18 protein-coding genes are annotated in these 15,037 nt (G+C 59.7%); 7 read left to right on the forward strand and 11 right to left on the reverse strand.

Features of this window, described 5'->3' with window-relative positions:
- Positions 1-52: 52 nt before the first annotated feature.
- From LPB072_RS09925 to LPB072_RS09950, 6 genes are all read right to left on the reverse strand, one after another.
- Positions 53-457, reverse strand: a complete 405-nt coding sequence (locus LPB072_RS09925; RefSeq protein ID WP_066088148.1) for a bactofilin family protein — start codon at positions 455-457, stop codon at positions 53-55.
- Between the two features lie 4 nt (positions 458-461).
- Positions 462-992 carry a hypothetical protein gene (locus tag LPB072_RS23410; RefSeq protein ID WP_157559272.1) on the reverse strand — a complete coding sequence of 177 codons (531 nt, stop codon included), beginning with the start codon at positions 990-992 and terminating at the stop codon, positions 462-464.
- Between the two features lie 9 nt (positions 993-1,001).
- A complete protein-coding gene (locus LPB072_RS09935) occupies positions 1,002-1,619 on the reverse strand; it encodes a bactofilin family protein (protein WP_066088143.1) in 618 nt (205 codons plus the stop codon).
- A gap of 25 nt (positions 1,620-1,644) precedes the next feature.
- Positions 1,645-2,037, reverse strand: coding sequence for a bactofilin family protein (locus LPB072_RS09940; protein WP_066088140.1), 393 nt, complete (start codon positions 2,035-2,037; stop codon positions 1,645-1,647).
- Positions 2,038-2,075: 38 nt separating this feature from the next.
- On the reverse strand, positions 2,076-2,393 hold the full coding sequence (locus LPB072_RS09945; protein WP_066088138.1) for a hypothetical protein: 318 nt from the start codon (positions 2,391-2,393) through the stop codon (positions 2,076-2,078).
- A gap of 202 nt (positions 2,394-2,595) precedes the next feature.
- On the reverse strand, positions 2,596-3,810 hold the full coding sequence (locus LPB072_RS09950) for a GNAT family N-acetyltransferase (protein ID WP_066088137.1): 1,215 nt from the start codon (positions 3,808-3,810) through the stop codon (positions 2,596-2,598).
- A gap of 105 nt (positions 3,811-3,915) precedes the next feature.
- Here LPB072_RS09950 and LPB072_RS09955 point away from each other — a divergent pair, with 105 nt between their 5' ends.
- Both LPB072_RS09955 and LPB072_RS09960 read left to right on the forward strand, forming a co-directional pair.
- Positions 3,916-5,607 carry an NAD+ synthase gene (locus tag LPB072_RS09955; RefSeq protein WP_066088134.1) on the forward strand — a complete coding sequence of 564 codons (1,692 nt, stop codon included), beginning with the start codon at positions 3,916-3,918 and terminating at the stop codon, positions 5,605-5,607.
- A gap of 54 nt (positions 5,608-5,661) precedes the next feature.
- Positions 5,662-6,111, forward strand: coding sequence for a hypothetical protein (locus LPB072_RS09960; protein ID WP_066088133.1), 450 nt, complete (start codon positions 5,662-5,664; stop codon positions 6,109-6,111).
- 216 nt (positions 6,112-6,327) lie between these two features.
- Here the strand turns inward: LPB072_RS09960 and LPB072_RS09965 are convergent, their stop codons facing one another.
- Together LPB072_RS09965 and LPB072_RS09970 are read right to left on the reverse strand one after the other, a co-directional pair.
- The gene (locus LPB072_RS09965; protein WP_066088130.1) at positions 6,328-6,873 is read right to left on the reverse strand and encodes a CHRD domain-containing protein; all 546 of its coding nucleotides are present in this window, start codon (positions 6,871-6,873) and stop codon (positions 6,328-6,330) included.
- 164 nt (positions 6,874-7,037) lie between these two features.
- Positions 7,038-8,069, reverse strand: coding sequence for an asparaginase (locus tag LPB072_RS09970; protein ID WP_066088124.1), 1,032 nt, complete (start codon positions 8,067-8,069; stop codon positions 7,038-7,040).
- A gap of 105 nt (positions 8,070-8,174) precedes the next feature.
- Here LPB072_RS09970 and LPB072_RS09975 point away from each other — a divergent pair, with 105 nt between their 5' ends.
- Positions 8,175-8,513 (forward strand): P-II family nitrogen regulator, encoded by a 339-nt coding sequence (locus LPB072_RS09975; protein ID WP_066088121.1) that lies wholly within the window; start codon positions 8,175-8,177, stop codon positions 8,511-8,513.
- Positions 8,514-8,583: 70 nt separating this feature from the next.
- Here the strand turns inward: LPB072_RS09975 and LPB072_RS09980 are convergent, their stop codons facing one another.
- The 3 genes from LPB072_RS09980 to LPB072_RS09990 are packed head-to-tail and all read right to left on the reverse strand — an operon-like array spanning position 8,584 to position 10,123.
- Positions 8,584-9,174 carry an LOG family protein gene (locus tag LPB072_RS09980; RefSeq protein ID WP_066088118.1) on the reverse strand — a complete coding sequence of 197 codons (591 nt, stop codon included), beginning with the start codon at positions 9,172-9,174 and terminating at the stop codon, positions 8,584-8,586.
- Positions 9,175-9,188: 14 nt separating this feature from the next.
- Positions 9,189-9,578, reverse strand: a complete 390-nt coding sequence (locus tag LPB072_RS09985) for a diacylglycerol kinase (protein WP_066088115.1) — start codon at positions 9,576-9,578, stop codon at positions 9,189-9,191.
- Positions 9,575-10,123: an RDD family protein gene (locus tag LPB072_RS09990; protein WP_066088113.1), complete on the reverse strand. Its 549-nt coding sequence runs from the start codon at positions 10,121-10,123 to the stop codon at positions 9,575-9,577. The genes LPB072_RS09985 and LPB072_RS09990 overlap by 4 nt, the downstream gene beginning before the upstream one ends.
- 279 nt (positions 10,124-10,402) lie before the next feature.
- On the opposite strand from LPB072_RS09990, the gene LPB072_RS09995 reads away from it, so the two are divergent.
- From LPB072_RS09995 to pssA, 4 genes are all read left to right on the forward strand, one after another.
- Positions 10,403-12,181: an acetolactate synthase 3 catalytic subunit gene (locus LPB072_RS09995; RefSeq protein ID WP_066088110.1), complete on the forward strand. Its 1,779-nt coding sequence runs from the start codon at positions 10,403-10,405 to the stop codon at positions 12,179-12,181.
- A 132-nt stretch (positions 12,182-12,313) separates the two neighbouring features.
- Positions 12,314-12,805: an acetolactate synthase small subunit gene (ilvN, locus tag LPB072_RS10000; protein WP_066088107.1), complete on the forward strand. Its 492-nt coding sequence runs from the start codon at positions 12,314-12,316 to the stop codon at positions 12,803-12,805.
- A gap of 141 nt (positions 12,806-12,946) precedes the next feature.
- Entirely contained in the window at positions 12,947-13,963 is a 1,017-nt protein-coding gene (ilvC, locus tag LPB072_RS10005) for a ketol-acid reductoisomerase (RefSeq protein WP_066088104.1), read from the forward strand.
- A 181-nt stretch (positions 13,964-14,144) separates the two neighbouring features.
- Positions 14,145-14,951, forward strand: a complete 807-nt coding sequence (pssA, locus tag LPB072_RS10010; protein ID WP_066088101.1) for a CDP-diacylglycerol--serine O-phosphatidyltransferase — start codon at positions 14,145-14,147, stop codon at positions 14,949-14,951.
- The last annotated feature ends 86 nt before the right edge of the window (positions 14,952-15,037 follow it).

Genomic DNA, 15,037 nt, shown 5'->3' on the forward strand with positions numbered 1-15,037 from the left:
TGGTTGACCACGCAGGCGTTTTGTTTTGTGAGAGCGCAGTCGAGCGGGGAAATCAGTTTTGTACAGCGTCGATGTCGCCGCGGTACTCGATCTTGCCGCGAACGCGGGCGCGTGGGTGCATGTCGATGAGTTCGTCGTAGCTGGCGTCTCCCAACAGCGTCGCCGAGCCGGTGATCTCCAGTGCCTTGCGGGCAATCACCGTGCCGGTGACCTTGCCTTCGATGAACACATAGTCGGCTTCCAGCCGGGTGTTTTCGACGACACCTGTGGCGCCAACGTGCAAAGTGCCGCCAGTTTCAAAGGTGATGTTGCCTTTCAGCAGGCCATCGACCTTGATACCTTGATCGCGGGTGGTGTGAAAGTTGCCTTCGAAGACGGCGCCTTCAGCGATCAGGCTGGTGACGGCGGAGAGGCGCTCGGCGGGGACGAGTCGGGTAGAGGTCGGGTTTTGGCTCATGGGGTCAAGGCTCCTTGCTGTGCAACCAGTTTTCAGATATCAGTTGAGGATTCGGGATCTTGGCAACGTCAGGCAACGCTGCGGAGGATACAGGGGTTTGGGCGGGTCGGTTGGGGCGAGCTGTCGGGTCGGGTAACCTGCTCTCGAACGCCAGGGCCATGCCAGAAGACGTGACCACTGTGATGGATGGCGATGGTAAGACCGGGTCGATTTGGTTTTCCGTGTTGGTTGGTGCCGGTGAAGCCGTCGCTGGCGCTGTGGCCACTGCCGGTTCTGCGGGTGTTGGCAAATCGAGCCAACCCAGGGTGGCTTTGGCGGCAAACCACAGGCCGGCGCACAAGCCCAAACCAGCCGCTGCCGGCAAGACGTAGCGCTGCGCGCCCCAGACAGCCCAGCGCCACCAGAGACGGCGTCGACCGACCTGACGATCGCGCTTCCAGGCGGCTTGCAAAGCGGCCAGACGCACGCTTTCCCCCACCGGCACGGGAGCGGCCGAGCGAGGTTGTTGAGGTTGGGCAACGCTTTGCCACGGCATGGAAAGCGGTCAGACCCCGGGCTTTTTCACGTTGACGCGCTCAAGGGTCGCGTTCAAATCTGCACCGTTGACCTGAATGCGCCCGTAGCGCACAAGTCCATGGACACTGGCCGTGTCGTGCAAGGCGACCTCACCTTCTCCAGAATCGAGGATGCCATCGGTATGCCCCATGACAGAGATCTTTCGAGCCGTGATATCACCTTTGACGCGCCCGGTCTCGGTCACAACCACCGCCACAACCGCCCCGGTGGCCTGGGTCAGATTGCCTTCAACCTGGCCCGCCACGCTGCATGGGCCGCTCAGCTGAGCGTTCCCGACAAAGTGCATGCCTTCGGCCACCATGCTGCGCAACGGACTGCCTTCAGGCAACTCCACGGGTGCCTCACTGCCCGAGTTCGCCTGAAGCAAGGGCATGTGAGCGGCCTGGGTGGTCGGCATGGGTTTGCCCACGTCGACTTCCAGCGCCTGGTTGCTGCCGTCGGTGTTGTTGTCATTGACAAATCCGTTGTCCCCGAGGGGGGCATTGAATTGGTCCGGGCTCGGGTTGTTGTCTTGGGACTCCATCGATGGGTTCTCTGGTTTTTTGTCGGAAGATCGGTGAGTGTTGTGGTGGCGATGGGCTTTCATGGACTTTTTCACTCAATATGTGGGTTCAACGGGATTCGGTATGCACATCATGCAGTACCGGCAGGTTGTCCACGAGTTTGAGTGTCTTGAATGGGCCCTGCAAGTCTGCGCCTTCGTAGAGTTGCAACCGCCTGGCCATCAGGGTGCCGGTAGAAATGCCGGTTTTGGACACATAGGCCATTCCCGTGCATTCGAGGCTGGTGTCTTGAGGGCCGCCACCTGCATCGCCCAAGCGACCGAACAGGTAGAGGTCACCCATGACCCGGATTCGGCCTCGCACCACGCCTCCAGTCCAGATGATCAGCCGGCCATTGACCCGAAGCTGGCCTGATATTTCGCCTTGAACCAACAAGCCACCTTCAAAGAAATGCTCTCCAGTGAGCTTGCTGCCAGCCGCAACGCGGTTGACCACGTTCATTGCGATCGGATCAAGCGTAAGCGTGTCTTGTGGCGTGTTTATTTCCACTGCACAACCCCCCAGTAAATGGCGGTCATGGCCAGCGACAACAAACCAAAGACAGCCACCCACAAGGCATGACGCTCCAGTTTGCGGCGCAAGACGCCAGGGCGCTTTCGCGTGCTTCCCGGGGCGTCGTCTGTGTGATTGAGGACGAACCAGTCGTGCCACACGCGCGTCAGTCGGTTTTGGCCGGTGGGCAGGTCCACTTCCAGCCCTTGAAGACCGCTGTTCTCTGCGCGAAGCCGTCGGCCCATCAGCACAGTGAGCGGAGCGCCCACAATGGTTTGAGTAAAGAAGGCGTCGGTGGCGTCCATGGAGGCGGATTGTAACAATTATGTAACTAATGAATACAAACTGATTCGATCAGAAGCATGTTTGTGCGTGAAATACGCCACTTTTTGGCCGGTCATCTGAGGCAGGCGGTGCATGACAATCCGTCCAGCCTTGTCTGTCCAATGCTATTTCATACCAGTACGACATGCTTTTGCTGGGACTGGTCGGGCACGGAGACGCCATTCAGGTTGCGCCTCCATTGTGATGGAGCCCTTCGGACGGGTCTGCAACCGCCAACTGACGCATGGGGTTGCGCTCATTGAGGTGTTCAAGGTAGTTGCCGATGCCTTCCCCTTCGCGTTGCAGAAAACGTTCCACCGCATCTGCAAATGCAGGGTGAGCCAGCCAGTGGGCACTCGTGGTTTTTACCGGCATCAAGGCCCGTGCCATTTTGTGTTCACCCTGGGCGCCTCCTTCGAACCGTTGAAACCCATGCGCGATACACCACTCGAGTGGCTGGTAATAGCAGGCTTCAAAGTGCAGGCAGTCCACTCGCTCCAGCGCGCCCCAATAGCGGCCGTAGGCCACGCCCCGTTCGGTGTCGAGGCCGATCAGGCTGCAGGCCATGGGCTGGCCATTGCGTTCGGCAATGAAAAGCAGCCAGTTCTCGGGCATGTCGGTCGCCATGCGTTCGAAGAAGGCGGGGCTCAGGTAGGGCGCGTTGCCATGCTCGAGGTAGGTGCGTTCGTAGCACCGATAGAAAAAAGCCCAGTCTTGTGAGCCAATGTCTGGGCCCTGCGCCCAGCGGAACGATACGCCTGCGCTGGCTACCTTGCGCCGTTCCTGCCGGATTTTCTTGCGCTTTTCCTGTTGCAGGCTGGCTAGGAAGTGGTCGAAGTCCCGGTATGGCTGATGTGTTGAATCAAGCCCTGACCAATGGAACTGCACGGTGTGGCGCAACATCAATCCGTTGGCCTCGCAGGCGACGATGTCCTGAGGTTGGGCAAACAGGAGGTGCAGTGACGACAGATCCTCAGCTTTTGCGTGTTCAACCAGCGCCTCCACCAGCCGCTGGCGCCAAACGCTGTTGCGGGCAAGCAAGCGTGCGCCGGGAACGGGTGTGAACGGCACAGCCACCAAAGCCTTGGGGTAGTAGCTGAGTCCATGCTGCTCAAAGGCGTTTGCCCATGCCCAGTCGAACACGTATTCACCGTAAGAGTGCCGCTTGAGGTACATCGGGCAGGCTGCCATCAGTTCAGCACCTTGCCACAGCGTCAAGAACTGGGCTTGCCAGCCGGTTTCTGACACCGCAGCGCCAGAAGCGTGCATGGCGGCCAGGTATTCGTGGCGCATGAACGGGCTGGGGTCGGACTCGAAAGCGAGCAGGGCGTTCCACTCATCTGCGCCCACCTTGTCCGGGGCATTCAACACCCGGATGACATAATTCGGCGCACTCACGCTATCGCCCCTCGTGCTTCTGCCATGCTTGAACCAGCCAATGGCATTGCCCGTTGAAACCGCGCAGCTCTTGTATCACCCATTCCACTCAAACCTTCCGAATTCATGACGCTCAAAGTTAGTGTGGCCCAGTTCAATTTTGTGGTGGGCGACATGGCGGGCAATGCCCGTCGAATCATCACAGCGGCACAAAAAGCCCATGCCGATGGCGCCCAGTTGTTGCTGACACCGGAATTGGCCCTCTGTGGCTATGCGGCCGAAGACCTGTTCTTGCGCCCTGCATTCATTGAGGCCTGTGATGATGCCCTGAAAACGGTTTGCACCGAGACCGCCGCGCTCAAAGGCCTGACGATCGTGGTGGGACATCCAGCACGCCACGCAGAAGGCACGGCGCGGCGGGAGCGCAGTGTTTCTGTCTCAGCCCTGTTCAATGCGGCCAGCGTGGTGGTCGATGGGCAGGTGACACACACCTATGCGAAGCGCGAGTTGCCCAACTACCAGGTATTCGATGAGCGGCGCTATTTCTTGCCCGGCGAGGCGGCATGCGTATTCGAAGTGCCCGACACCGATGGCCGCCCGGTGCGCGTGGGTCTTTTGATTTGTGAAGACGCCTGGTTCAATGCGCCGGCCGCTGAACTGAAGGCCGCAGGGGCTGAGGTTCTGGCCGTGATCAACGCTTCGCCGTTCCACACCGGCAAAGGCGGTGAGCGCGAAGCCACCATGCGCGAGCGCGTGCTGGCCGTCGGGCTTCCGATGGTCTACGCCCACATGGTGGGCGGTCAGGATGAAATCGTTTTTGAAGGCCGCAGCTTTGTTCTGGGGGCTGACGGTGAGCTGCTGGGCAGGGCGATCAGCTTTGAAGAAACCCAGTTTGATGTGGCGCTCATGCGATCACCTCAAGGTTGGCAGGTGGAAGCCTTGATGGACCGCCCGCACAGCCAGGAAGCCGATTTGTGGCATGCGCTGGTGTTGGGCGTGCGCGACTACATCGGCAAAAACGGTTTTCCATCCGTGTTGCTCGGCCTCTCGGGTGGCATCGACTCGGCACTGGTGCTGGCGATTGCGGTCGATGCGCTGGGCAAAGACCGGGTGCGAACGGTGATGATGCCGTCCCCCTACACGGCCGATATCTCCTGGATCGATGCGCGCGACATGGCCGATCGGCTGGGCGTGCGCTATGACGAAATCGACATCAAGCCCCACTTTGAAGCCTTCAAAACCAGCCTCGCCAGCGAGTTCGCCGGCCTGCCCGAAGACACCACCGAAGAAAACCTGCAGGCCCGCATCCGCGGCACGCTGCTGATGGCCCTGTCCAACAAGTTCGGCGGCATCGTGCTCACCACCGGCAACAAGAGCGAAATGGCCACCGGCTATTGCACCTTGTATGGCGACATGGCGGGCGGCTTCGCCGTGATCAAGGACGTGGCAAAAACACTGGTGTTCCGCCTGGCCCAATGGCGCAATGAACACGACCCCTACCGCACCGGTGCCAACCCGATTCCCGAACGCATCATCACGCGCCCGCCCAGCGCCGAGCTGCGCGCCGACCAGAAAGACCAGGACAGCCTGCCCGACTACGACGTGCTCGACGCCATCATTTCGCGCTACATGGAAAACGACGAAAGCCCTGCCCAGATCGTGGCCGATGGCTACGAGAAAGCTGATGTGGACAAGGTGGTGCGCCTGATCCGCATCAACGAATACAAGCGGCGGCAGTCGCCTGTGGGGATTCGGGTGACCCATCGTGGGTTTGGACGGGATTGGCGGTATCCGATTACGAGCAAATACCGGGCTTGATCGATTTCCCCGCAGCCAGTCTCGACGCAAATCGGAGACGATGGAGTTCTGAAAATGTTTCGGGGTCTGCTTAAATCAGAGCTGAGAATTGGGATCGATCATCCGATTCTTGGTGAGTTGCAATTGGAGCAGGGTAAAAACGGATCGTATTGGCTGAGCGAAGCATTTCAAGACGACGACATCACAGTATCGATCGATACCGTAGATGTAGCGCCGCCGAGCGATGAACAGGTGGAATTTCGTGTGTGGGTAACAGAGAACCTTGCGTCGATCTACGACTCGGTTTCTTCAGAAATGGATATCCAGCATCTCGGCATGCATCGCAAGCCGGTAGAAGCAGATTGGAGGAAAACCTTTCGATTTGCGGGTTTTGACGTGCCCATCCAAGGAAAGATAGGCCTTCCATGGGAACTGGCATTTGAATGCCTTACCGATGATTCGGGGTTCATCTACACGTGCCACTTCGAAAACACATCGCTTGTGCATACTTCTTTTGACACCTGACTATCGCCCTAATTGTTGGTCCGTTGGCATCACAAGACCAGATCCTGCAACAGACACCGCATCTCACCCCGCCCAACCGCTCCAACGCGTGCACCATCGCCAGCAATAAAGGCTTGAGGCTGCCTTTGCTGCATTTGGCTGCCATCAAGATGAAGCGCCGCCAACGATCACATCCCTGCTGTCTTTGGCGGCGCTTACAGTTTTTGGCGTTGACGATCAGTGAACGTGAGCCGTTTCTGCCAACTGGCCACGAATGGCGCCCGCTGGGAACTCGGTGTTGTGCAGGTTGATGTAGAAGTTCTGCGGATTTTTCAGGATGCGCTGAACGATGCCGGCTTCTTTGGAGGGGAACTTGCCGTCGGTGGCTTCGCTGATGCAGTCGCCGGCTTGGCCGTTTTGTGGCCAGGCGAGGTTGGCGACCACGGGGCCATTGCTGCCGCGTGCGCCTTCGTGGATGTGGGCGGCACGGCCGTTGCCGGGCGCCTGGGTCAATTCTGCGAGCTTGCCTTCGACAACGATGGCGTAGCAAAGGGTGTTGGCGTTGGCTTCGCCGTCGATGCCGAAAACGGTGGCGCGACCACGGGCGTTGGCATCGCCGGCCACCATGCCTCTCTTGCTGGCATCGCTGGCGACTTCTTCCACGCCAACGAGGCTGGTTTCCAGCACCGGGTTCAAGTGGCCGGCGTGGGCAGCGGGCGCCCAGACGGCAAGACCGATCAGGCCCGAGCCGGCGATAGCGCAAAGTTGTTGTTTGAGTGCCATGGTGTGATCTCCTGTTTCGTGATTTCAGAGGGTGCCCCGTGCAAAAACCGAGGGGCACTGGTTTCACTACGCAGCAGATCGCCAACTGGATGCAGATTCTGGAAACTTTTTTCAGAAAGTGCAGGTACTCGCCTTTTTGGGCTCAAAAGCGCCCGCGCCGAGATTCAGTTGGCGGCGGTTGTGCTGAGCCGCAAGACGCTGCGCATCTCGCCCACCTCGATGCCGGCGGCGTTTTTCATCGGCGGCGGCAACAAGGAGGCCAGCACGGCGCGGCTCTCCGCGTCGGTCCAGCCCAATTGATCCAGTGCATCCACCAACGCCACCATCAAGGGCACCAGCGAGCCGTCGCTGCATTTGGCTGCAATCGCCACGCCCCGGCTGAAGCTTGCGATGGCCTGCACGCCATCGGCCCCGACCTTGCTCACCCAGTCACCGCGCCCGGCGGTCATCAGCGCCAGATCGTTGCGCCCCCGGCCGCTGACCAGCTCGGGGTGGCGGCTCATGGCGCGGGCCACGCGGTGGGGCGCGCTGCCGTAGACCGGATCGGGCTCGGTCAGGGTGAGTTTGGCGAAGCCTTGGGCCAGAGCGGTCAGCGGCACGGCGTAGTTGGGCGCGCTGCAACCGTCGATACCGCGCACAAGTTGCGCCACCGGCACGCCGCAGAAATGGCTCACGCTCTGGACAATTTCCGCTTGCACCGGATGGTCGATGTTGAGGTAGCCGTCCAGCGGCTGCGCCAGCGCATGGGCCAGCAGCAGCATACCCGTGTGTTTGCCCGAGCAGTTGTGTTGCAGGCGGGTGTAGCTGCCGCCCGGCGGGGGTGTCTGACCGGTGGCTGCGTAAAAGTAGGGCGTGTGGCAACCGCAGGCCAGATCGCGCTCGCTGGCGCCGATCTTGGCCAGCAGGGCGGCGGCGCGCCCGGTGTGCATGGGCTCGCCACTGTGGCTGGCGCAGAGCAGTGCAATGTCTTCGTCTGTCAGCTTCAATGCGTCTGCCGACTTGGCGATCAAGGGCATGGCCTGAAAGGGTTTCAGCGAGGAGCGGGTGAACATCGGCGAGCCGATGTCACCAGCACTGGCCAGCACTTTGCCCTGTGCATTGACCACAGCGAACGAGCCGTAGTGGATGTTTTCCGGGTGGCCGCCCCGGAAGGTGGCGGCAATGGGGGTGTGGCGGGGCAGGGCGGATTGAGTCATGCCCGTGATTGCACCACAGGGTGGATATCTTCAGTCATCAGACGCGACCGTGATGCGCCCGTGATAAAGTTTTGTCTTTCATTACGCCCATTTGGAGCACCGCGCATGAAGCAGATCACCGCCATCATCAAACCATTCAAGCTGGAAGAGGTGCGTGAAGCATTGGCCGAACAGGGTGTGACCGGTTTGACGGTTATCGACGTCAAGGGCTTTGGCCGCCAAAAAGGCCATACAGAACTCTACCGAGGTGCTGAGTACGTGGTCGATTTTTTGCCGAAAGTGAAACTGGAGGTGGTGGTGAAGTCGGAGCAGGTGGATATGTGTGTGGATGCCATCGTCAAGGCGGCCCATACCGGCAAGATCGGAGACGGAAAGATTTTTGTGACCTCTGTCGAGCGCGTGGTGCGGATCCGCACGGGGGAAGAGGACGAGTCGGCCGTTTGATTCCGTATTGAGTTCCTAAAAGCAAAACGCCACCGGCTCCTGGAGCCGGTGGCGTTTTGTTTTGATGCGCTCAGACTGCGTCCAAGTGGTCTTTGGGTGCCAATCCGGCCTCCTGAACGAGTGCAGGCAACAAGCGCTTGATCTCGCTACCCACTTGCATCAATCCCATCTGCCAGTCGCCCATGAATTCCTGCCGGACGCTGTTCTGTAAAAAGACCATCAGTCCGTCATAGTAGCCCTCAATGTTGAGCAGGCCCACGGGTTTGTCGTGGTAGCCGAGCTGGCGCCAGGTCCAGACTTCAAAAAATTCTTCGAAAGTGCCGATGCCGCCGGGCAGGGCGAGGAAGGCGTTGGAATGCTCGGCCATCAGGCGTTTGCGCTCGTGCATGGTGTCGACCACGATGAGCTCACTGCAGTTGTGGTTTGCCCATTCCTTTTCCACCAGGGCCTTGGGGATGATGCCAACCACGCGGCCACCGGCGTCCAGCGTGGACTGTGCGACGGTGCCCATGAGTCCGTTGCAACCGCCGCCATAAACGAGCTGGCCGCCGTGTTCGCCGATCCAGCGGCCGACCTGAACGGCCGCTTCGGTGAAGGCTGGGTTGTTGCCGGGGCGGGAACCGCAATAGACGCAGAGCGAAAAGTTGGGAGTTGTGCTCATGGTGATCAAAGTATTCAGGCCAAGCGCGCCCAGAGGGCTGCGATCCAGATGCCGCTGCAAGTCATGAGGCTCAGCAACACGGCGGCGCTGCCCATGTCCTTGGCGCGCTTGGACAGTTCGTGCCATTCGGGGCCAAAGCGGTCGATGGTGGACTCGATGCCGGTGTTGAGCAGTTCGACGACCATCACCAAGACAGCACTGCCGGCGAGCAGGGCAACTTCCACCCAGCCATTGCCCAGCCAGAACGCCAGCGGCACCATCACGATGGCGGCCAGGGCTTCCTGGCGGAAGGCGGTTTCGCCCCAGCCGGCGCGCAGGCCGGCCATGGAGTAGCCAAAGGCGTGGGTCATACGGCTAAGACCGGTGCGCTGTTTTTGCGCATCTGTGGCTTCGTGTGCGCTCATGAACGATTGAACAAGGGTTTGCGGGGTCTGGCGGGTGTTTCGTGGTGCACCAGGCGGGTGCCAGCAAGTGCATCGTGGGGGAATTGACCCAATGCATGAAAGCGGGAAAGCAGCGCCCAGATGGCGATCCAGCCCAAACTGATGACGCCGATCTCTCCGCCGCTGAGGTGAAAGACGGCGCCGGCAGCCAGCGGCGGCAAGAACCACAGCCAGCTCAATACGTAGCGAAAGAGCGCTCGGCCCTGGGTGACCGCGCGCCCTTGCGCGTCGACCACCCTGATGTGCCAGGTTTTCATGGCCAGGGTCTGGCCTTTGGACCAGAACCAGGCGAAGTAGATGCCGAAAACGATAAACAAAAAGGCCTGCTGCCAATGCCGGTTGTCCAGCGCGTTGCGGGTTTGCGTCAGCGTTGAAAACAACCAGCCCGAGATGAACACCACACCAAACATCAGCATGCCTTCGTAGAGCCAGCAAGCCATGCGGCGGGTCAAAGGGGGTGCCGTCAGGCTGGGGGCGAGGGTGGGCGAGGGGGTTTGGGTGGTCATGAAGCAAGGGCAATGGCTGGCGAGATTGTCGCATTGCAGCAAATCCGGCTCAAAACGGACTGAAAACCGGTGAAAGCCTGAGAAATACGGGCATGGCATTTCGGGAATCTATGTTGCAGTGCGATAATGCGCGTTGCAATTCAACAGGCAAACGGGTCTAAGTCCGGCGGGGTATGTGTCCGCTCATGGCTTCTGGCCTTAAGTCTCAACACCGCTTCACGAGAGCTGGCGTAGAGGCACCCAAGGTATTTCGTCAGAGAAATTCTCGAAAGGTTCATCATGGAAATCAACAAGGCCGAACTGGCCTCAGCAGCGGCTGCCGCTTCCGGCGCAGCCCCCCAAGAACTCCGCGGAGCAGAAATCCTCATCAAGTCTTTGCAGGCTGAAGGGGTCAAGTACATCTGGGGTTACCCTGGCGGTGCGGTTCTGCACATCTACGACGCGTTCTACAAACAAGAAACGATTCAGCACGTGCTGGTGCGCCACGAGCAGGCGGCCGTGCACGCCGCCGATGGCTACGCCCGCGCCACGGGCGAAGTGGGCGTGGCCCTGGTCACCTCCGGTCCCGGCGTGACCAACGCCATCACCGGCATCGCTACCGCCTACATGGACAGCATCCCCATGGTGATCGTCTGTGGCCAGGTGCCCACGGCGGCCATCGGTCTTGATGCTTTCCAGGAATGCGACACCGTCGGCATCACCCGCCCCATCGTCAAGCACAACTTCCTGGTCAAGGATGCGGCCGACATGGCCATGGTGATGAAAAAGGCTTTTCACATCGCGCGCAGCGGCCGTCCAGGCCCTGTGGTGGTGGACATCCCGAAAGACGTGTCTTTCAACAAGGTTCCTTACACCGGTTACCCCGAGGCGGTGCACCTGCGTTCGTACAACCCTGTGAAGAAGGGCCATGGCGGCCAGATTCGCAAGGCGTTGCAATTGCTGTTGACGGCCAAGCGCCCTTACATCTACACCGGCGGCGGTGTGTTGCTGGGCAACGCGGTGCAAGAGCTGCGCACGCTGACTGACATGCTCGGTTACCCCGTTACCAACACGCTGATGGGTTTGGGCGCCACACCCGCTTCCGACAAAAAATTCCTCGGCATGCTGGGCATGCACGGCACGGTAGAGGCCAACAACGCGATGCAAAACTGCGACGTGTTGCTCGCCGTGGGCGCGCGCTTTGACGACCGCGTGATTGGCAACCCCAAGCACTTTGCGCAAAACGAGCGCAAGATCATCCACATCGACATCGATCCTTCCAGCATCTCCAAACGCGTGAAGGTCGACATCCCGATCGTCGGCGACGTGAAAGATGTGTTGACCGAGTTGATCAACATGGTGCGCGAAACCACTACCCGCGTAGAGCCAGCGGCTTTGGCCAGTTGGTGGGACACCATCGAAGGCTGGCGCGCAACCAAGTGCCTGGACTTCGATCTGGGCGACGGCAGCGTGATCAAGCCGCAAAAGGTGATTCAGACGCTGTGCGAGATGACCAAGGGCGCAGACGCCTACGTCACCTCCGATGTGGGTCAGCACCAGATGTGGGCCGCGCAGTACTATGGCTTTGAAGAGCCGCGCCGCTGGATCAACTCTGGCGGTCTCGGCACCATGGGCGTTGGCATTCCCTATGCCATGGGCATCAAGCTGGCCAAGCCGGAGAGCGAAGTGTTCTGTGTGACCGGCGAAGGCTCGGTGCAGATGTGCATCCAGGAACTGTCCACCTGTCTGCAGTACAACACGCCGATCAAGATCATGGCGCTGAACAACCGCTACCTCGGCATGGTGCGGCAGTGGCAAGAGATCGATTACGAAGGCCGCTACAGCCACAGCTACATGGACGCGCTGCCGAACTTCGTGAAGCTGGCCGAGGCTTATGGCCACGTTGGCATGCTGATCGAGCGCCCCGAAGACGTGGAGCCCGCTTTACGTGAGGCGCGCAAGTTGAAGGACCGCACTGTGTTCATGGACTTCCGCACCGACCCCACCGAAAACGTGTTCCCGATGGTCAAGGCGGGCAAGGGTATCAATGAAATGATTTTGAGTTCCGAAGACCTCTGATCCTCACCACCCTTTCATCTCTTCGCCCGCGGCGCTGACGCGCCGCGGGTATCCCTTTAGACGAATCTATTTGCAGCCGAGCCTGCGCATTACCGTGCGCGGGGGAGGGCTCAGAAAAGAGGAATCCTCATCATGAAACACATCATTGCCGTCTTGCTCGAAAACGAAGCGGGGGCACTCTCGCGCGTTGTGGGCCTGTTCTCGGCCCGTGGCTACAACATCGAGTCGCTTACCGTGGCGCCCACCGAAGATCCATCGCTTTCGCGCATGACGATCCACACGGCGGGCTCCGACGAAACCATCGAACAGATCACCAAACACCTGAACCGTCTGATTGAAGTCGTGAAGGTGGTGGACTTGACCGAAGGGGCCTACACCGAGCGCGAGCTCATGCTGGTCAAGGTGCGCGCGGTAGGCAAGGAGCGCGAAGAAATGAAGCGCATGGCCGACATCTTCCGCGGGCGTGTCATTGACGTGACCGACAAGAGCTACACCATCGAACTCACTGGTGACCAGGGGAAGAACGATGCCTTTCTGGAGGCCATTGACCGTGCCGCCATTCTGGAAACGGTTCGCACCGGTTCCTGTGGCATCGGCCGAGGTGAGAGAATCCTTCGCGTTTGATTTTTTTCAAGGCTCAGCCCTTTTGCCCGTTCGGGCTGAGCCTGTCGAAGCCCGGCTGTTCACGCAGCCGGCACCTGAAGTCCTTCGACAGGCTCAGGATGAACGGGATGACACAACCACCTTTATTTATTGGAGTACCCCATGAAAGTTTTCTACGACAAAGACTGTGACCTGAGCCTGATCAAGGGCAAGACCGTGGCCATCCTCGGCTATGGCTCGCAAGGCCACGCCCACGCGCAAAACCTGAACGACAGCGGCGTGAAAGTCGTGGTCGGTCTGCGCAAAGGTGGTGCCTCCTGGGACAAGGTCGGCAAGGCCGGCCTGACCGTGATGGAAGTTGACGAGGCCGTGAAAGCCGCTGACGTGGTCATGATCCTGTTGCCCGACGAGAACATCGCTTCGGTCTACAACAACAACGTGGCGCCAAACATCAAGCAAGGCGCCTCGCTGGCCTTCGCTCACGGCTTCAACGTGCATTACAACCAGGTCGTGCCACGCGCCGATCTGGATGTGTGGATGGTCGCTCCAAAGGCACCAGGCCACACCGTGCGCAACACCTACGCCCAAGGCGGCGGCGTGCCCCACCTCGTGGCTGTGCACCAGGACAAGAGCGGCAAAGCCCGCGAATTGGCCCTGAGCTACGCCATGGCCAACGGTGGCGGCAAGGCCGGCATCATCGAAACCAACTTCAAAGAAGAGACCGAAACCGACTTGTTCGGTGAGCAGGCCGTGTTGTGCGGTGGCGCCGTGGAACTGGTGAAAATGGGCTTCGAGACGCTGGTGGAAGCTGGCTATGCGCCCGAGATGGCTTACTTCGAGTGCCTGCACGAGTTGAAGCTGATCGTTGACCTGATCTATGAAGGCGGCATCGCCAACATGAACTACTCGATTTCGAACAACGCCGAGTTCGGTGAGTACGTGACCGGGCCAGAAGTGATCAACGCCGAAAGCCGTGAAGCCATGCGCAACGCTCTGAAGCGCATCCAGAACGGCGATTACGCCAAGATGTTCATTCAGGAAGGTCAGCTGAACTACCCAAGCATGACCGCCCGCCGCCGCAATACCGCCGATCACCAGATCGAAGTCGTGGGTGGCAAATTGCGCGCCATGATGCCCTGGATCGCCAAGAACAAGCTGGTTGACCAGACCCGCAACTGATGTTGCCATCTGGGGGTTGCCGCAACTGCGGCGGTGCCCAGGCTGGAGATGTCAAAGGCCACTTCGGTGGCCTTTGTTTTTGGAGGCGAGACGTTTCGGTGACTTACACTGAAACCAATGTAAAAATGTCTGAACGCGACATTGGTCGCAGCTTGGCGCGGCCTACTCTAGAGAACCCTGCATGCAAGAAGACGATTCCCTGAATTCAACCGCTCCCGAAGCGCGCAAGCGCCGCAAGGGCATCTATATGGTGCCCAACATGATCACGCTGGCCGCGCTGTTCGGTGGCTTTTACGCCATCGTGATGGCAATGAATGGGCGTTTCGAATTGGCCACGGTGGCCATTTTCGTGGCCATGGTGCTCGACAGTCTGGACGGCCGTGTGGCGCGCATGACCAATACGCAAAGCGCGTTTGGCGAGCAGATGGATTCGCTCTCTGACATGGTTTCGTTTGGTGCGGCGCCTGCATTGGTGGCGTATATCTGGACGCTCAATGGTCTGGGGCGTTGGGGCTGGATCGCGGCCTTCGTGTATTGCGCCTGCGCTGCGCTGCGCCTGGCCCGCTTCAACGTCAACACCGGTGTGGTGGACAAGCGTTACTTTCAGGGCTTGCCTTCGCCGGCGGCTGCGGCCATTGTGGCGGGCTTCATCTGGTTGGCTACCGATGCCGGCTTGTCACCCGCTTCGATGCGCTGGGTGATGTTTGGCATCACACTGTTCGCCGGCTTGACCATGGTGACCAACGTGCCTTTTTACAGCTTCAAGGACCTGAGCCTGAAACGCAGCGTACCGTTTGCGACCATCGTGTTGGTGGCCTTGGGCATTGCCGCCATCAACATCGATCCGCCGACTGTGTTGTTTGGCCTGTTCATCCTGTACGGTTTGTCGGGCTACGCAGTGCTCATCTGGCGCAAGGCCAAGGGCCGCCCATCGAGCCTGATCAGCACCTCCACCGACGAGCCCGAAGAGCGCGGGCTGCACGAATAGCGCCAGCACATCACAGCCATTGATGCCTTGCATCGTTGTCCCATGACCTTTGTGATACATTGCTTTCCATGAAACAAATGCCGTTC

The sequence above is a fragment of the Hydrogenophaga crassostreae genome, assembly GCF_001761385.1.
In the GTDB taxonomy this organism is placed as follows: domain Bacteria; phylum Pseudomonadota; class Gammaproteobacteria; order Burkholderiales; family Burkholderiaceae_C; genus Hydrogenophaga; species Hydrogenophaga crassostreae.

What these genes read in the sequence shown, in the direction of transcription:
- LPB072_RS09925 (WP_066088148.1), bottom strand. Translation starts at nt 457, where the DNA reads ATGAGCCAAAACCCGACCTCTACCCGACTCGTCCCCGCCGAGCGCCTC.
- LPB072_RS09975 (WP_066088121.1), top strand. Translation starts at nt 8,175, where the DNA reads ATGAAGCAGATCACCGCCATCATCAAACCATTCAAGCTGGAAGAGGTG.
- LPB072_RS09955 (WP_066088134.1), top strand. Translation starts at nt 3,916, where the DNA reads ATGACGCTCAAAGTTAGTGTGGCCCAGTTCAATTTTGTGGTGGGCGAC.
- LPB072_RS09965 (WP_066088130.1), bottom strand. Translation starts at nt 6,873, where the DNA reads ATGGCACTCAAACAACAACTTTGCGCTATCGCCGGCTCGGGCCTGATC.
- LPB072_RS09935 (WP_066088143.1), bottom strand. Translation starts at nt 1,619, where the DNA reads ATGAAAGCCCATCGCCACCACAACACTCACCGATCTTCCGACAAAAAA.
- LPB072_RS23410 (WP_157559272.1), bottom strand. Translation starts at nt 992, where the DNA reads ATGCCGTGGCAAAGCGTTGCCCAACCTCAACAACCTCGCTCGGCCGCT.
- LPB072_RS09995 (WP_066088110.1), top strand. Translation starts at nt 10,403, where the DNA reads ATGGAAATCAACAAGGCCGAACTGGCCTCAGCAGCGGCTGCCGCTTCC.
- LPB072_RS09985 (WP_066088115.1), bottom strand. Translation starts at nt 9,578, where the DNA reads ATGAGCGCACACGAAGCCACAGATGCGCAAAAACAGCGCACCGGTCTT.
- LPB072_RS09970 (WP_066088124.1), bottom strand. Translation starts at nt 8,069, where the DNA reads ATGACTCAATCCGCCCTGCCCCGCCACACCCCCATTGCCGCCACCTTC.
- LPB072_RS09960 (WP_066088133.1), top strand. Translation starts at nt 5,662, where the DNA reads ATGTTTCGGGGTCTGCTTAAATCAGAGCTGAGAATTGGGATCGATCAT.
- ilvN (WP_066088107.1), top strand. Translation starts at nt 12,314, where the DNA reads ATGAAACACATCATTGCCGTCTTGCTCGAAAACGAAGCGGGGGCACTC.
- LPB072_RS09940 (WP_066088140.1), bottom strand. Translation starts at nt 2,037, where the DNA reads ATGAACGTGGTCAACCGCGTTGCGGCTGGCAGCAAGCTCACTGGAGAG.
- ilvC (WP_066088104.1), top strand. Translation starts at nt 12,947, where the DNA reads ATGAAAGTTTTCTACGACAAAGACTGTGACCTGAGCCTGATCAAGGGC.
- LPB072_RS09980 (WP_066088118.1), bottom strand. Translation starts at nt 9,174, where the DNA reads ATGAGCACAACTCCCAACTTTTCGCTCTGCGTCTATTGCGGTTCCCGC.
- LPB072_RS09990 (WP_066088113.1), bottom strand. Translation starts at nt 10,123, where the DNA reads ATGACCACCCAAACCCCCTCGCCCACCCTCGCCCCCAGCCTGACGGCA.
- LPB072_RS09945 (WP_066088138.1), bottom strand. Translation starts at nt 2,393, where the DNA reads ATGGACGCCACCGACGCCTTCTTTACTCAAACCATTGTGGGCGCTCCG.
- pssA (WP_066088101.1), top strand. Translation starts at nt 14,145, where the DNA reads ATGCAAGAAGACGATTCCCTGAATTCAACCGCTCCCGAAGCGCGCAAG.